A 16,094-nucleotide genomic window follows, 5' to 3' on the forward strand; every position below is an offset into this window, starting at 1 on the left:
TTAATATGTCATCAGCTTATTTAAACTTTTAGTTATGCCTAATTTTTTAGCCCTTTTGAAGGGTTTATCTGATAGTTTATACCTGACTAATGTGGATGAGTACAGGATTACAATCACGGATCCAATGTTATGAATCAGGGCTCCTTCAATGGGATTTAAAATTCCTAAAATTGCCAAAAGCATTGCTGCAATGTTTAAAAGCAATGCAAATCCAATATTGAGGTTTATTGTTTGAATGGTTTTTCGGGATATTCCTATTAAATGGGGCAGGTCTTTAATATTGTCTTTTATTAAGGCAATATTTGCCGCTTCAACTGAAATATCACTTCCCATTGAACCCATTGCAATTCCAACATTTGCCTTTTTGAGAGATGGAGCATCGTTAATTCCATCCCCAATCATTGCAATCTTATTTCCTTTTATTTGTTCTTGTTTTATGTATTCTGTTTTGTCTTCAGGCAAACAATTACATCTTACCTTTATAATGTTGGCCTGTTTTGCGATGTGTTTTCCTGTTTCCTCGTTGTCTCCTGTAAGCAATGCTATTCTGATTCTTAAGGATTTTAATTTTTTAATTGTTTGTTTTGCATCATCACGTAAAGCATCGGCAAGCACAATCTTGCCGATAACTTCGGATTCTTTTGCAACAAAGAGTTCTATTTCTCCACTTTTTATTTTTTGATTATATTTTAAGGGGATATTTTCTGATTCTAAAAACTTTTTATTTCCTGCAATTATTTTAGAACCTTCTATTGTCCCGCTTATTCCTTTTCCGATTTCTATTTTAAAATCGTCTACTTGAGCTAGCTCGTCACTATCATAATAGTTTACAATAGCTTTAGCTAGGGGGTGTTCAGATTTGGATTCAAGAGATGCAAGCAAATACATCATTTCGCTCTCGTCACGTGAAAGAATGTTTACTACATTTGGTGTTCCATATGTTAAAGTTCCTGTCTTGTCAAACACTATTTCATCAATTTTTGCCAATTCTTCAATGGATTCTCCATCCTTTACCAAAATTCCATATTTTGTCAAATTTCCAATTGCAGCCATAATTGCTGTTGGTGTAGCCAATACCAGTGCACATGGGCAGAAAACCACCAGTATTGTGACTGATCTTGTTATTTCAAAGGTGACTAGGTAAGTGAGTAGGGCGGCTATAAATGCAATTACCACTATCATTGTCGCCCATTTGTCTGCGGCTCTGACTATTTTTGCATTTTCAGGTGAAGAGGACTCAACCAATTTGATCAATTTTTGCAGTGAACTGTTTTCACTTACTTTTGTGGTTTCCATTGTAAATGACCCATAGAGGTTTATTGTTCCGCTGTATACTTCATCACCGAATTCCTTATCAACAGGTAAGGACTCCCCAGTCAATGTGGATTGGTCAATGGCAGTTTGACCGCTTATGATTCTTCCATCAGTTGGAATGCTTTCACCAGGGAGTACTTTTAAGATATCTCCGACTTGTACTTTTTCGACAGATATTTTTTCTTCTTTTCCGTTTTTAATTCTTGTTGCAACTTGAGGTGTAAGTTTTACAAGTTCTTTAATTCTTCCTTGTGTTCTGGATACGGTGAATTCTTCTAAGAATCCTCCTATTGCCATAATGGTTGCAATTTCACCTGCCGCAAATACCTCACCAATTATTATTGATGCTATGATTGCAAGTGAAACCAGCAAATCTGTTTTTAAATCGAATTCGGTAATTAAACCTTCTGCACATTCTTTAAATATTGGTATTCCACAGAGTATAACTGCTATCCATGAAAGATAGTCAAGAGATAAGGTGAAACTTCCAATTAAACTTATTGCGGATATTATTATGAGTACTATATCTCGTTTTTGATCTTTTCTAAAATTCATTTTAAACACCCCTTAGGATAGGCATACCCCTATTGGTATATATGTTATTTTAAAAAAAATTAAAGTCTAGAGTAGTATTCCAAAATTGATGCAATATCACTTAAGGCATCATCTGAGTCGCCTTCTTCGATTGCTGTTTTAACGCAGTGTTCAAGATGGCCTTCAACGATGATGTGTCCAACCTTATGCAGTGCAGATTTTGATGCATTTATTTGCATTAATATCTGTTCACATGGGATATCATCATCAATCATTCGATCAATAGCATTAATTTGGCCGATGATTTTTTTAAGTCTTCTATGTAAATTTTCGCTATCCATACATTCTTTCAAAATAACACAACCTATACCTGTAAGGGTATATATTATAAAAGTAGTATATAAATATTTTGATTTTCATTAAAAAATAAAAAAAGAAGGAGGAAAATTTCAAGCTTATGCTTGATTTTCCATTTCCTCAAATTTAGCTGGGAAATACTCATCAACTACGTATTCTAACCCATATTTTGAGAAAGATTGCTGTTCTGCTTTTTTACCGATTTTAAGCATCTTTTTAATTTCGGTTTGCCAGAAATCATTTTTATACCTTGGGTCTTTGGAAAGCTCTTTCAATCTCATGACGTCAACATCTTTGAGTTTGTCTGTTGGCAAGTCATAGTTGATGATATCGGATGCGGTTACTCCAATGAATTTAGCATCTGGAGTTGCAAGATCCCTATTTACGTGAGCTAATTTTGCACTTCCGGAAATAATTACCTGTGCAATGTGGAATCCCCAAGGGTCTCCGTCGTTACAAATATAAACGGGCAGGTCAAGTTCTTCATTAACTCTTTTGATGAATCTTCTTGTAGCACGAGCTGCCTGTCCTTTAAGTCCAACAATCAAACAGTTAAATCTTTTGTGTGCATTTTCCTGCACTAGCCTGTGAAACATTCCCATGGTTTCCACTGCCAATACTTTATCAACATTATAGTCGAGGAAGTCCACTTGGTCAATTGTTGGTGAGATAGTATATCCTGATTTACCCATTTTTGAAGCATTGATTTCCGTTTCATCAAATAGGGTAATGTCCCCGTATACGGATGCGCCGTCTTCTTCTGGCATTAATCCTAAATCTTCACGTGTAGTCCCGAGAGTCACTTCCAAGTCTTCTCCAACAATGTTTGATTCCTGTTGTGTTTTAAAGCTTATTCCCCAACCTTCAGAAACATAATACATTTCCCTGATGGTAGCGGTTTTATCTCTTGCAACTAAATCTTTACAGAAATTAGCCACATAAACCATCTGGCCCAGTTTTCTGATTTGTTTCACATTACCTAAAGATCTTCTTCCGTATCTGTCACCTAATACGTAGTATCTTTTTGCGTCATCATAAACAATGTTTCCAGTACCTCTGGATGGAACTCTTATGCTAGGAACTTTTTGCTTTTCAATTTCTTCAATGATTTCCTGGCCTAATCCTTTAAGTTTGTTGTAGGTGTATTCTTTCCTTTTTTCCTTATGGGATTTGCCTTCTTGTTTTACTTCAGTCATTTAATCACCTATTCCTCTGGTTCCTCGTCTTCATCTTCATCATCCATGAAGCTGTCTAATGTTGAATTGCCCCTTTCGACGGCATGTCCAAATTCATCAACTTCTTCCATGATGAGTGCATCAAGTTCTTCTTCTTCCTCTTCTTCCTCGACATTTTCACCGAGTAATTCAGCAAGGGCTCTTTTGGTAACTTTGGCCAATACTTCCTGGTATTCTGGAACTCCAGTTTCACCAAGTTTTGCAGCTTCTTCGATTATAACCGGAACATATTCTTCAAATACTTTTGAACGTTTTTCCTTTTCTTTTGCAGCTTTCTTAGCTCTTAAATGTTTTTGGAGTTTACGAGCTAATTTCATGGTTGCTTGTCTTATTTCATGAACAATTTCCGGTTCTGGAGATACACTTTGTTTACCTGTTGAGAGGTATGGAACTTGTGTTGAGATAATATTCACAAATAAGGTTAATGGAGTATTGTCTAAGTCTCTAAGACCGTAACGTTTCCAATCGATACTTTTTAAAGCTTCAGTAATAGCACAGCTTCCCGCGTCGAAAGTCAATGGAACTCTGTTAGCAAATCTCATAATTTCTGATTTTCTCTGTTCATTCACTACTCTGCCCGCTTCTCCACCATAGGCAAGACCAGCTTCAATAATGAATGAAACACCTCCGCTGTAGGTCACAGGTTTTCTTGTAATGGTTGCAACAAATTCTGGTTTGAGGATTTGTTTCATACCTTTTTCGATTTGCTCAGATCCGATTGGTATAAGTCCATCTGTTGGAGGGGCCATGAATTTCATTTTCTTGAAGCAATGTACGATTGCTTCCGCTTCGGCAAATGTCATTGCTTTTGGACGTTTGTTCATGTCAATTCCGGTCATTTCTGCAATTTCATCTACTCTTTTGGCAGACATTCTGGAGAGGGATGAAGTCAACATACTTTTATATCTTCTACTGTCAGTATTTTGAGCCATTGTCATTATATCGTCAGCACTTACACCTTTAGGGTGTGGCAACACTTCTTTTGGAAGTATTGGGACAATATCTGCAGCTCTTTTGAAGATATATTTGTGTCCGGATGGGTCTCTGAATGTAATTTTTGCATGAGGGTTTCCAATCATGGTTCTTCTGATGTACTCGAATGCACCTTGTTCTGCCATGGAGTAGGAAACTTCTTTAAATTGTAATTCAATACAAACTCCAGTACTTTCAGCAGGATAATCCTCACGTTCCATTAGGATTCCCCTATTGTTTTTAACATCCATTTGGAACTTCATTTTTACCCCTTTAATTTCATTGCCCTCTTTATAACATGAAATTACACGAGCTGGCTTACCAGTTGTCATTTGGGATAAAAGTACACATCCACTACATCCTAAACCTTGTTGTCCTCTAGATTGGATGTTTCTGAATTTGGATCCTGCAAACATACTACAGTATACTCTCATCACATAGTCTTCAGGAATACCCGGACCGTTATCCTTGTGTCTGAGAATATAGTGTTCTTTATCTATTCTTTTTAATTCGATGTCGATTTCTGGAAGTATTCCTGATTCTTCAGCTGCATCAAAACTGTTTGTAATCAATTCGTGGAAAACAATTGTTAAAGAACGGATTTTTCCAGTAAATCCCAACATCTGTTTGTTTTTTCTAAAGAACTCTGATGGAGTCAAGTTCTTGAAATCATTTCTCCAATCGAGTCCCGGTTCTTGTTGTGACAAAATTTTCCTCCTTCGAAATTTATATGTTTATGTTTATTAAGATGACAATATTTAAGTTAAGTGAGAGAGCATTTGCAAAGTAATATTTTCACGGTGCCCTATCTAACTTGCTTAATATATGGTAAAATAATAATTTTAAAACATAAAGAAAATATAGTATTTTTACTATGTTATCTATATATATTGGTTAATGTATATAATGCTTTGCCATATTTGATAGAATTATTATAGTAATTTATCATTAAATTAATAGGATTTTTTCAATATTGATTTTATCATGAATTTTTCAATGGATATATTCATTGTGTTTCAATAAGAAATAATGGCAAGGGTATGTAAAGTGGTTAAAAAATAAGTTTTAGGAGTTAATACTCCTAATAGTCCTTTTCATCAAAATCGATTCCGTCTTTGAATTCGATTTTATCATCTTCGATTCCGACAAGATCTTTAAATTCTTTCATTTTCAATGTTTCTTTTTTATGTTCTAAAAATCCGTAAACGGATTTGTGTCTAGATCCGTTTAAAATCATTTCAATGGCTTCCTTTGCAATCATGATGTTGTCCATTTCACCAATCAATGAAACGGTTTTCCCATAAACGGCCATGTCAACTTCAGCCATTTCCATAATTATTTCACGTGTTTTTCCATCTTTTCCAATGATTCTGCCTTTATGTCTTGCAAGGGCCTTTTTGGATTTGCCGATGTATAATGGTAAGCTAATTACTTCTAAATAAATGTCATCACTGATTAATTTAAGCGCAACTTCTGGGTTAAACCCGCGGGCTATAGCCTTAACTATATGATTTGCATTCCATACTCCCAATGGATCTTCCATATTTTCGCTAGGTGTAATATAAACGGTTCCATCGTCACTGTCAATATCTAGGATGGTTCCAGTTATGTTTTCAATGGATTTTTTTACTTTACCATTGCTTCCAATCAATGCCCCTACTCTGTTTTGAGGTATTTTCAAATAATCTGTTTCTGGCATTTTATCACCTTTTTGTTAATTAATAATTAGTTATTTAATCAATTTTATATAATAATTTCTACAAAGTAGTTAGATTTTAGAGTTTTATTATTTTTAAATATTTTCATTGGAATTGGGATTATATTCCGGTTACGGTAGTTGATGTTTTTTCTTTTTTTTTTTAAGAATTCATGTTTTAGGATTAGTCTAAAACTTTGGTGAGACATATTCCCAAATTTCTTCAAAACTAGTTTTCACACCTAATTTAGTGTACTCACGAACAAGAGTGTTAATGTCTCTTTCAAGCAATTCTTTAGAAATCGGATTATCTAAAACCACAGATTGTGAAACGTCGATTATAATAGGTTCTTCATTTAAATTTAAAATGTTGTAATTGGACAAATCGCCGTGAACCAATTTTGCCTCATTTACAAACAGCTTTAGCTGCACGAGCAGCTTATTGAAGAATTCTTCGGGATTCTGTGGCGGTTGGTTTCTCACAGGTTGGGCAGGATTGCCGTCTTCATCTCCAATAAATTCAATAATTAAAACATTGTTGGAACTTGTTATAGGTTTAGGAACATTGACTCCTGCAGTTTTTAATCTAGTTAAGTTTTTAAACTCTTTTGTAACCCAGGAATAGATGATTTTTCTTTTGTTTTTAGTTTTAATGTTAAATCTCGGATCTCCTTTAAGGTAATAGTCCATTTTTTTAAAATCAGAAGTAGCTATTCTATAGATTTTAACAGCTACAAATTTTTTATCATCGGTAATTCCGGTAAGCACATTGGCTTCTTTACCGGTACTTATTGCTCCATTTAGGATATCAATGTAGCCTTGATTAGCAAGTTTATATAAAGTTTCTAAAGTTAATTTATCAAAAATTTCATTCCCGACCTTTCTATCGGAGCTGTCCTTTTTTCTTTTTTGTGAATGTAATTTTTGGTATTTTGCATCTGCTTTAGCTACTTTTCTATCCATTTAAATCAAAAAAATAAGTTATGAAAGGCTTACATTTTAAGGTAGCCTTTTCTTTCAAGCCAATTGGATTCTGTTTTTGTGTATCTCCAAATTACATCGGCTTTCTCATCAGCTTGGAAATCCCAAGGTTTTACAAGGATAACGTCCCCCTCACGAATCCAAATACGTTTTTTCATTTTTCCAGGGATTCTGGTCATTCTAATATTTCCATCAGCACAACGAACTTTTAATTTTCCGTGCCCCATAATTTGTTCAACCACTCCAGGTATTTCTCCTTTTTTAGGAGTTCTCACCCTTCTATACTCTTGTTGTTGGTTTTGATTAGGCTTAGACAAATACTCTCCTCCAAAATAATAATACTTTTCTCCATAAGATTAAATTATTTATATATTTATTGATATATTATATATTAATTTATTGGATTTTATATAAAAGGGGTATTATGGGAACTGAATTTTTAAAAATTAAAGAATGCGATGAAGCAATTGATATTATTCAAAAATTATTCGATGATAATCTAAAACCTCAAAGTGAAGAGATTGATGTCAGTGAATCTTACGGAAGAATACTATTTGAAGACGTTTACTCAAGAATGGACTTCCCACCATTTGACAAGGCACTAAAAGATGGCTTTGCCATTCTTTCAAGTGATAGTTTTGGTGCTTCCGAAGAGTCTCCAAATACTTTGGAGGTTATTGACTTTTTGGAAGCCGGATCAACTACCGATAAAAAAGTTGAAAAAGGAAAATGCATCGAAATAAGTACAGGTGCGGCAATGCCTGAAGGTGCGGAAGCTGTTGTGATGGTTGAGTATGCCGAAAAATTTGATGATAAGGTTAATCTATTGACTACTGCCACCCCATCACAGGATGTGGCTAAAAAAGGTTCTGACATCGAAGAAGGTAAATTGATACTTAAAAAAGGAGACTTTTTAAATCCTGGTAAAATTGGTGTTTTGCTCTCACAGGGATTCGAAACAATTGAAGTTTACAAGAAACCCACTGCCGGTATAGTCTCTTCCGGAAATGAAATCACTCTTCAAGGCGAAGAACTGGAATATGGAAAAATCTATGATGTAAACGGAGGGATGATTAAAAACGATGCCATTTCCTGCGGTGCCGACGCCAAATTCCTGGGGGTTATGAGGGATAACTATGATGAAGTTAAGGAAAAAATCATCGAATCCTTAAAGGAAGTGGACATATTGTTCTGTTCAGGCGGAACTTCTGCCGGACTTGGTGATGTCTTAAAACATGTTTTGGATGAATTGGGTGAAGTTCATATTCATGGAATTTCAGTCCAACCGGGAAAACCGACAATAGTGGGTGTAATTGACGGTAAATTGGTCATTGGTCTTCCGGGAAATCCTGTATCTGCTTTAATGATATTCAACGCATTTGTTTCCCAACCTTTATCTAAACTTGCAGGTATTGAAAAAGACTTTGAGTTAAAAACAGTTAAGGGCAGGATGACTCGCAGGATTCATTCGCAGGTTGGAAGAATGCAGTATCAACTTGTAAAAGTTGAGGGCAATGAGGTTCATCCGATATTTAAGGATTCCGGGGCAATTTTCTCACTTTCAACAGCTGACGGTTATGTGAAAATTCCTAAATTGGTGGAATTGCTGGAAGAGGATGAAGAAGTAGAAGTTTATTTATTCAATTAAGATTATAGTTTATGTAAGGTGTAATTATGGATTATGAAGTAAAAGTAATTCCGGAACAAAAATTAGGAGTTATTAATTATAAAGGTCCAATCGACGATTTGGGCATTTTAGTTTCTAAAATAATGGGTTGGGTAGATGCTGAAGAAATAGAATATGAAGGTGAACCTTTTGTTGTTTATTTTTCCCCAAGGCATGAAGTGAATCAGGGGGATGCCGTATATGATGTCAGCATCGTAATTAAGGAGGATGCAGCTGAAAAAGATATGATTCGTGTTGTTGACATGATAGAAAATAAGGTTTTATCAGGAACACACTTTGGCCCAACAGATAATATTTTAGACACTTATGCCGAATTGGTTGATGTTGCTCAAAAGAATAATTATCATATCATCGGTTCTCCTAAGGAAGTTCTAGTAAAGAATTTCCATAACTGTGATGATGAAAAGGATTTCGTAACTGAAATTCAATTACCTATAATAGAAATGTAAGGTGAAATCATGTCTGAAAAGGAATTTGATATTGATGAAGAAATTAAAAAGCTTTCTCGCAAATCCACTATCAATATGAGAAAATCAGAATATGCTTTTGAAAATCAAATAAGAAAATTGGATAAGGACATTGATGATCTTGTTAAAAGAAAAATTAAAAATTTTGAAAGTAACAAAAGGTTAATGGAAGATTATTTGACTATAGATTATAGTGAATCTTCTATTGAAAGATATAGAGAAAAATTAAAGAAAATTTAATGTTTTCTCTCTTTTTTTAATTTTGACCGATTACCCTTAAATCATGCACCAATAATTTTGGAATAATAAAGGAACCATATTGTTTTATTTCGGAGTTTAGACCTTCTACTTTTTTCATTATCTCAAATATATTTCCGGATATCATTGCCTTATTGATTGGTTCGGTGAGTTCTCCATTTTCTATTTTAAATGCATTGCTTGCTTCTACTGAAAAGTCACCTGAAATTGGATTTGCAGTATGGGCTCCCAAAACGCTGGTTGTTAATACTCCTTTATTGATTTCAGACAAATCCCTCATTTCGCTGAATTTAAACTCAAGATTTGAAGGTGAAATCATTGGTGTTGTTAAATAGCTTCCTCTGTATCCGTTGGATGTTGTTTTCACTCCTTCTTTGTTTGCAGTGTAGATATCATAAATAAATGAATTTAAGGTTCCATCTTTTATTAAATCGGTTGATTTGGAAACGCTTCCTTCGCCATCACATTTTGTTGAATGCATCCCTTTTTCAAGCAGTGGATTGTCAATGACTGAAAGTGTCTGATTGGCTATTTGGCTGCCTATCTTATCTTTTAAAATGGACCTTCCTCTTCTTACATTCTCCCCATCAAATGCATTTAAGAATGTTTGAAGAAGTCCTGTGGAAGCGTAATAATCTAAAACCACATCATAGTTATTTGTTTCAATAGGTTTTGTATCAAGAGAACTTTTAGCTAAATTGCATACTTCATCAGCTAATTTGTCTCCATCCAAGTCATAAAATCTTGAAGATGTTGAGTTATATGCGGTTGCGATTTGCCCTTCTTTTTGAATTGTTACTGATAAACCAATGCCGAATCCAGTACCCTCATTTTCTATGGAAACTCCATTCGAATTCATGATTAATGATTTTCCAGCACTTGCGGAGAATCCTGATCCGGTCACTTCACATCCGCTGTCGCTTGCTTTGGAAATAACATTTTTCAATATTTCAACATATTCCTCAATGCTCAGGTCATTGAATCTCTTGTCGTAAACTTTTTTAACTTCAGTTACGCTTTCTGGTTCTGAAAAAGCATAGTTTTCATCAACTTTATTCAATTTAGTGTTCTCAACTGCTTGTTGTGCGGTTTGGGATATTTTGTCTAGGTTTGAAGTAAATGCAAAACCAACCTTATTATCTTTAATTACTCGAATTCCAATTCCTTTTTCAATCTCTTCTTTTGCAAAGTTTAATTCTTCTTTTCTAGAATCGAGTTCAATTGATTTTCCATCATCAACATAGATTTCGTAAGCATCACAAATATTTTCAACTTCTTTTTTTGCAGTTTCAGCTATTTCATATAACATATTATCACTATAATGCAAATTTTTCAATTGCTTCTGCTACTCCGTCCCCAAAGAACTTTTCGCAGGTATAAGTACTAATCTCTTTTAATTTGTCTTCAGCATTTCCAACGGCTATCCTATAACCAGCTTGCTTTAGGAAATCTTCATCGTTCTGACTGTCGCCGATAGCCATCACATTTTCCATATTTATTCCATTTCTTTCACATAAATATTTGAGTGATGTTCCTTTATTCACTCGTTTATCGGTTATATGGAGTGCAAATCCGCTGTCATAAATTTCCAGTTCGTTCAGGTATTCAAAATCTTTTAAAGCATCTTCCAGTTCTTCACGCGCTATTGTCTTATAGAATACGGTTTCAGTTAATCTGTACATGTTGTCATGAGAAGCGTGCATGTCAAATTTTTCACCTAGTTTTTCCTTCAGGTGCTTTTCGGCGGATGTAACAAAATCTCTTTCAACCAATGTCTCAACAGCATTGTTGTTTTCACCTTCCTTGAAAACGACACCTCCATTTTCCGCTACAAGGCCACCACTACATCCGATGAGCACTTCTGTTGCGTAGGCATAATTTACAACATTTCCTGTAACAATTATTGTTGGGATTCCAGCATCTTCCGCTTTTCTTAAGGCTTCAATAGCGGATATGCATATTTGCCTTTTTTCATCGGTTATTGTTCCGTCAATGTCAACAGCAATTGCTTCTATTGTCATTTTATCACTATCTTTTTGAGTATCTGTGTGCTATGTTGCAGGTTCCTTCTTTACTTACCATGCATGCTCCGATTGGGTGGAGCGGATTGCATTCATTTCTGAACAGCTTACAATCCTCTGGACGGGCAAGGCCTCTTAATATAGGTCCGCAAATACATCCTTTAGGTGCTTCATTGACATCTTTAACTTCAATGTCATATTTTTCACGGGCATTGAATTCACTGAATTCATCTTTAATTTCCAGGATGGAATTTGGTATTTTTGGAAATCCTCTCCATTCCCTGGATGTTATGTCAAATACCTGATCGATCATGTCCTGTGCAATGACGTTTCCTTCTTCACGAACTGCTCGGTTATATTCATTGTCTATTTTCGGTGTTTCGTTATGGATTTGTCTTAAAATCATGTAAACGGACATTAATATGTCTAATGGGTTAAATCCTGCTACTGCTTGAGGTATTCCGAAGTCAGTTGAGAAATATTCAAACGGTTTTGTTCCAATAATTGTGCAGACATGTCCCGGTTGAATCAATGCATTTAAATTTGTTTGGCCGGAATTGATTAAGAAATCAATTGCTGGGGGAATCAGTCTGTGGCATGAAAGTACTGAGAAGTTTTCAGGAGGTGTGGACAATAATTCTGCGGCTGTTGTAGGTGCTGTAGTTTCAAATCCTGCAGCGATAAATACTACATCATTGTCCTCTTTTTCAGCAATTTCAATAGCCCTATTAATTCCATAAACTACTCTAACATCCCCTCCTTCCGCTTTAGCGTCTGCTAGTGAAGAATGTGAACCCGGAACTCTCAACATATCTCCAAAGGTGGTTATTGTAACTCCTTTGTCGATAAGTTCCAATGCTTCATCAATTTCACGGGAAGGAACTACACATACTGGACATCCTGGTCCTGCAACAATTTCCACTTCGTCAGGAAGCAGGCTTCTAATCCCATTTTCCATTATGGTATGCTCGTGGGAGCCACAAACGTGCATTATTTTTACGGGTGTAGCTAATCTATTTATTCTATCCAATAATTCTTTTGACATGTTTTTCATTTTAACACCGAAGATTTAATATTATATTATAAATATATTTAATATTGGATTAATTAAATTTTATTGTAATTTTTTAGGGATTGTTATGTTTAATAATAATAAAATTTTAGTAGTTATTCCTGCAAGAGGAGGTTCTAAAGGGATTCCTCGAAAGAATATTAGGTTACTTAATAACAGGCCTTTGATTTCTTATTCTATTGGTGCTGCTAGGGCATCCAAATATGTTGATGATGTTGTTGTAACTACTGACGATTCCGAAATTGCATTGATATCCGAAAAATTCGGAGCAAGTGTTGTTAGGCGTTCTTCAGAATTGGCCAGTGATGAAGTCCCGCTCGCTCCTGTTGTTTATAATGCAATGATTCAAAAAGAAAAATTGGCTTTTGATGAATATGATTTGGTTATCACTCTCCAACCTACTTCTCCATTGCTTAAGCCTGAAACATTGGACAGGGCTATTGAAAAATTTGAGGATTTCTCGATTGACAGTGTTATTTCTGTAGTTGAAGATAGGCATTTAAAGTGGGGCTATGATGATGGCGGCAAGAGATACTTCCCACTTTATTCAGAAAGGAGTGGCAAGCAGGATTTGCCAAAATCATTTAAAGAAACAGGTGCCATTTTAGCTACAAGACGGGCTTTTGTTCATGAAACTTCACGTCTTGGAGATAATATTGATTTAATTGAACTTTCAAAAGAAGAAAGTATCGATATTGACAGTTATGAAGAGTGGTGGTTGGCTGAAAATTATCTTCAAAAGAAAAGAATAGCTATTGTGGTAAACGCTAACAATGAAATTGGAAAGGACCATCTTTATAGATGTTTGTCCATCGCTTCAAAATTGGTTTTCCATGATGTATTGTTATTGCTTGATGAATCTCATAAATTAGGGATTGACATAGTAAGCGGCTATAATTATCCATATGAGGTTTATAATGGTTCTGATGATTTATTTGATAAGTTAGGCCAATACATGCCTCAAATTGTTATTAATGATATTTTAGATACTTCAGTAGAATATGTCCTTAAATTGAAGACTAAAGGTTATTTCGTTGTAAACTTTGAAGATCTGGGAACAGGCACTGAGTTTGCTGATGTGATTTTCGATTCATTATATGAACATGATTTGTCTGAAGCCCACACTTTCAGCGGCCGCAGATATTATATTTTGAAGGACGAATTTTATTTCCAGCCTGAAAAAATAATCACTCAAAACGTAGATAATGTCCTAATCGCATTTGGTGGAAACGACCCTAATAATTTCACAGAAAGGGTCATTAATGCAATCACTAAAACAAATTATGAAGGGCGCATCAATGTAATTTTGGGAGTGGGCTATCCTGATAAGGAGGGTCTAATTTCTAGAATTGAGTCAAATACTGCTATTCAAGTTTACACCGATGTGTCAAACATTAGTGAATTCATGTTTAAAGCAGATATAATTTTCACATCTGCCGGCAAGAAAATGTATGAAATATGTTCTTTGGGAGTTCCTACAATTTGCTTATGTCAGGATGAAAGGGAATTGACTCATGTATTCTGCAGCAGCACTAATGGATTTATTAACATGGGTTTGGGTGTAAATGTTGATGATGTTGACATCATAAATCAGTTTGTTGAATTGGTTGACGATTTCGATAAAAGAATAGAAATGAACCAAAAAATGCTGGCTGTCGATTTGAAAAATGGTTTTGAAAATATCTGGGCTGTTATTAAAGAGGAATACAGGAAATTTGAATTGAATAAAAAGTTATAAGGTGTTTATTTTGAATATATTCAGTAAAAAACCATTTTTAATTGCCGAAATCGGTGTTAATTTTTATGATATTGCTAAAAAAGAAGGTATATCTGATATTGATGCTGTAAAACTAATGATTGATGAAGCAAAGTCATGCGGTGTTGATGCAGTTAAGTTTCAATCATATAAGGCGGAAAATATTGCATCCCGTAATTCTCCTGCTTATTGGGATTTGTCTGAAGAGTCTGCCGAATCTCAATTTGAGCTATTTAAAAAATTCGATAAATTCGGTGTAGAGGAATATCGCGAGTTGGCGAATTATTGTAGGGAAGTGGGGATAATGTTTTTGTCCACACCATTTGATTTTGATTCTGCAGACTACTTGGATGAATTTATGGACGTTTATACAATTTCTTCTTCTGATTTAACCAACATTCCATTTATCAAATACATTGCAAGTAAAAATAAGCCTATTCTACTTTCAACTGGTGCGGCTACAATGAAAGAGATTAAAGATGCTGTAAATGCAATTGAAGAGATATCAACAGTGGATGTTGCAGTAATGCATTGTGTTTTATCTTATCCTACAGCTTATGAAGATGCAAACTTGTTGATGATTAAAGATTTGGCTAAACACTTCCCAAATTATGAAATAGGATATTCCGACCATACAAAACCTGATGAAAATATGATGGTTTTAACAACAGCTTATAATTTCGGAGCCAATATTTTAGAAAAGCATTTCACATTAGATAAAACATTGCATGGTAATGACCATTGTCACTCGATGGATTCAGGTGATGTTTCTAAATTTAGAAAGAATGTTGAATTTTTATCAAAAATTAATGGAAGTTCAAATAAACAACCGTTAATCTGCGAATCTTCTGCAAGAAGGGAAACAAGAAGATCTATTGTCGCTAAAAGAAATATTAAAAAAGGGGAAACTATTTCCTCTGCAGATATTACATTCAAAAGACCCGGAACTGGCATTTCTCCGGCTGAAATGGATAATATTGTTGGAAAAACTGCAAAAGTAGATATTTGTGAAGATACATTAATCGATTTTCAAATGTTTGAATAATTGGTGCTTAATTTCTATTATGGTATGGTCTTGAAGAGTTAATTTCTTCTTCCTTTGCTTCTGCACAACTCTTATTTATTCTTGGGTGTTGATTATTAACGAAATCGATAAAAAATAAATAAATTAAATTAAAGGCATTATAGCCCTTAATCAATTTTAATGCACTCATTCGGACACATGTCAACACATGTTTCACAATAACTGCATTCTTCTGGATCGGTAATGGTCAATTTGCCATCCTTAAGAATTAATACTTCCATTGGACAAACATCTGTACAATCCCCGCAGTCATCGCATTTTTCAAAATTTATTGTAATGTCAGCCATTTTGTAATCTCCAAATTTTTATATAGAGTTTTATCATTTTTTTAATATTTTAATTTAATGGATTTTTCTTATTTAATATGGAATATGCCATATTTCTTAGTTAGCCAATTCTTGAATTTCCATTCCATTAAAACTAACATTATTTTCTAAAAGAGTATTTTCGTGTAATTTAACTGCCATTATTCATTTTAAGATTATTAAAACAGCTTTTTTCCACTATTTAAGATATATTCAAAAAATAAAAAAAGAAAAATTAAATTATTTCTAAAGAACAATCGGCGGAATACTTGTTAATTAAAACAGCACATTTGTCAATTGTTTCAGAATCTAATTTAATTGTACTGGTTCGGATTTTATTCAATAATTCCTCAAT

Annotated in this window: 16 protein-coding genes; 5 read left to right on the top strand and 11 right to left on the bottom strand. The window is 34.4% G+C overall.

From position 1 onward, the window contains the following. From ACJMLZ_RS04810 to eif1A, 7 genes are all read right to left on the bottom strand, one after another. A complete protein-coding gene (locus tag ACJMLZ_RS04810; protein WP_405304221.1) occupies positions 1–1,869 on the bottom strand; it encodes a heavy metal translocating P-type ATPase in 1,869 nt (622 codons plus the stop codon). Positions 1,870–1,928: 59 nt separating this feature from the next. Next, the gene (locus tag ACJMLZ_RS04815) at positions 1,929–2,201 is read right to left on the bottom strand and encodes a metal-sensing transcriptional repressor (RefSeq protein WP_405304222.1); all 273 of its coding nucleotides are present in this window, start codon (positions 2,199–2,201) and stop codon (positions 1,929–1,931) included. Between the two features lie 102 nt (positions 2,202–2,303). Then, complete coding sequence (locus ACJMLZ_RS04820; RefSeq protein WP_405304223.1) at positions 2,304–3,401, bottom strand: DNA topoisomerase IV subunit A; 1,098 nt, start codon at positions 3,399–3,401, stop codon at positions 2,304–2,306. A gap of 8 nt (positions 3,402–3,409) precedes the next feature. Continuing rightward, positions 3,410–5,119, bottom strand: a complete 1,710-nt coding sequence (top6B, locus tag ACJMLZ_RS04825; protein ID WP_405304224.1) for a DNA topoisomerase VI subunit B — start codon at positions 5,117–5,119, stop codon at positions 3,410–3,412. Between the two features lie 374 nt (positions 5,120–5,493). Continuing rightward, positions 5,494–6,111, bottom strand: coding sequence for a KH domain-containing protein (locus tag ACJMLZ_RS04830; RefSeq protein WP_292821458.1), 618 nt, complete (start codon positions 6,109–6,111; stop codon positions 5,494–5,496). Between the two features lie 186 nt (positions 6,112–6,297). Then, positions 6,298–7,071 (bottom strand): serine protein kinase RIO, encoded by a 774-nt coding sequence (locus tag ACJMLZ_RS04835; protein ID WP_405304225.1) that lies wholly within the window; start codon positions 7,069–7,071, stop codon positions 6,298–6,300. 29 nt (positions 7,072–7,100) lie between these two features. Beyond that, positions 7,101–7,406 carry a translation initiation factor eIF-1A gene (eif1A, locus tag ACJMLZ_RS04840; RefSeq protein WP_067044464.1) on the bottom strand — a complete coding sequence of 102 codons (306 nt, stop codon included), beginning with the start codon at positions 7,404–7,406 and terminating at the stop codon, positions 7,101–7,103. Positions 7,407–7,513: 107 nt separating this feature from the next. On the opposite strand from eif1A, the gene glp reads away from it, so the two are divergent. Genes glp through ACJMLZ_RS04855 form a run of 3 tightly spaced genes read left to right on the top strand, consistent with a single transcriptional unit; the run spans position 7,514 to position 9,483 of the window. Further along, positions 7,514–8,737, top strand: coding sequence for a gephyrin-like molybdotransferase Glp (gene glp, locus ACJMLZ_RS04845; protein ID WP_405304226.1), 1,224 nt, complete (start codon positions 7,514–7,516; stop codon positions 8,735–8,737). Positions 8,738–8,763: 26 nt separating this feature from the next. After that, positions 8,764–9,225, top strand: a complete 462-nt coding sequence (locus tag ACJMLZ_RS04850; RefSeq protein ID WP_405304227.1) for a GyrI-like domain-containing protein — start codon at positions 8,764–8,766, stop codon at positions 9,223–9,225. A 9-nt stretch (positions 9,226–9,234) separates the two neighbouring features. Next, on the top strand, positions 9,235–9,483 hold the full coding sequence (locus ACJMLZ_RS04855) for a hypothetical protein (RefSeq protein ID WP_405304228.1): 249 nt from the start codon (positions 9,235–9,237) through the stop codon (positions 9,481–9,483). Between the two features lie 16 nt (positions 9,484–9,499). On the opposite strand, the gene ACJMLZ_RS04860 is transcribed toward ACJMLZ_RS04855, so the two are convergent. The 3 genes from ACJMLZ_RS04860 to hypD are packed head-to-tail and all read right to left on the bottom strand — an operon-like array spanning position 9,500 to position 12,576. Beyond that, a complete protein-coding gene (locus ACJMLZ_RS04860) occupies positions 9,500–10,810 on the bottom strand; it encodes a TldD/PmbA family protein (protein ID WP_405304229.1) in 1,311 nt (436 codons plus the stop codon). Positions 10,811–10,817: 7 nt separating this feature from the next. Next, complete coding sequence (locus tag ACJMLZ_RS04865) at positions 10,818–11,522, bottom strand: phosphoglycolate phosphatase (RefSeq protein ID WP_405304230.1); 705 nt, start codon at positions 11,520–11,522, stop codon at positions 10,818–10,820. A gap of 7 nt (positions 11,523–11,529) precedes the next feature. Then, on the bottom strand, positions 11,530–12,576 hold the full coding sequence (gene hypD / locus ACJMLZ_RS04870; protein WP_405304231.1) for a hydrogenase formation protein HypD: 1,047 nt from the start codon (positions 12,574–12,576) through the stop codon (positions 11,530–11,532). 85 nt (positions 12,577–12,661) lie between these two features. On the opposite strand from hypD, the gene ACJMLZ_RS04875 reads away from it, so the two are divergent. Together ACJMLZ_RS04875 and ACJMLZ_RS04880 are read left to right on the top strand one after the other, a co-directional pair. Beyond that, positions 12,662–14,332, top strand: a complete 1,671-nt coding sequence (locus ACJMLZ_RS04875) for a cytidylyltransferase domain-containing protein (RefSeq protein ID WP_405304232.1) — start codon at positions 12,662–12,664, stop codon at positions 14,330–14,332. Position 14,333: 1 nt separating this feature from the next. Beyond that, the gene (locus ACJMLZ_RS04880; protein WP_405304233.1) at positions 14,334–15,395 is read left to right on the top strand and encodes an N-acetylneuraminate synthase family protein; all 1,062 of its coding nucleotides are present in this window, start codon (positions 14,334–14,336) and stop codon (positions 15,393–15,395) included. A 146-nt stretch (positions 15,396–15,541) separates the two neighbouring features. On the opposite strand, the gene ACJMLZ_RS04885 is transcribed toward ACJMLZ_RS04880, so the two are convergent. Then, on the bottom strand, positions 15,542–15,721 hold the full coding sequence (locus ACJMLZ_RS04885; RefSeq protein WP_405304234.1) for a 4Fe-4S binding protein: 180 nt from the start codon (positions 15,719–15,721) through the stop codon (positions 15,542–15,544). Positions 15,722–16,094 lie beyond the last annotated feature (373 nt).

It is taken from the genome of Methanobrevibacter sp. (assembly GCF_045126245.1).
In the GTDB taxonomy this organism is placed as follows: Archaea; Methanobacteriota; Methanobacteria; order Methanobacteriales; family Methanobacteriaceae; genus Methanocatella.